1 protein-coding gene is annotated in these 298 nt (G+C 40.3%); it reads right to left on the bottom strand.

What is annotated here, in order from left to right; all coding sequences use genetic code 11:
* A partial coding sequence (locus ACTG7L_RS10820) for a hemagglutinin repeat-containing protein (protein WP_439328542.1) occupies window positions 1-298 on the bottom strand: 298 nt, incomplete at both ends.

Genomic DNA, 298 nt, shown 5'->3' with positions numbered 1-298 from the left:
TGATGATTTGAGTGTTGCCATGCAGACTACCAACTTGACTGCCCACCGCACTGTATTGTGTGTTATCGGTGTCAACATCTTCTTGCTTTTTCCCAACAGTAAACCCAATTCCACCTGAACTCATTAAGCCTGATTTGGTTTTCTGTTGATAATTTTCTTCGTAATAGCGATTGCTATCTGCGGTGATATTTACGCCATTTTTCGCTTGAATCCGTAAACTCTGATTGGCGACAACATTGGAGCCGTTGATATTGACGCTTTTATTTTCAGAGAAAATAGACACATTTTCACCACTGAT

Origin of the sequence: Lonepinella sp. BR2357 (genome assembly GCF_051851525.1) — a bacterium.
Classification (GTDB): Bacteria; Pseudomonadota; Gammaproteobacteria; order Enterobacterales; family Pasteurellaceae; genus Lonepinella.
The sequence above is the reverse complement of the archived record's forward strand: the minus strand, read 5'-3'. Positions and strand labels throughout refer to the sequence as shown.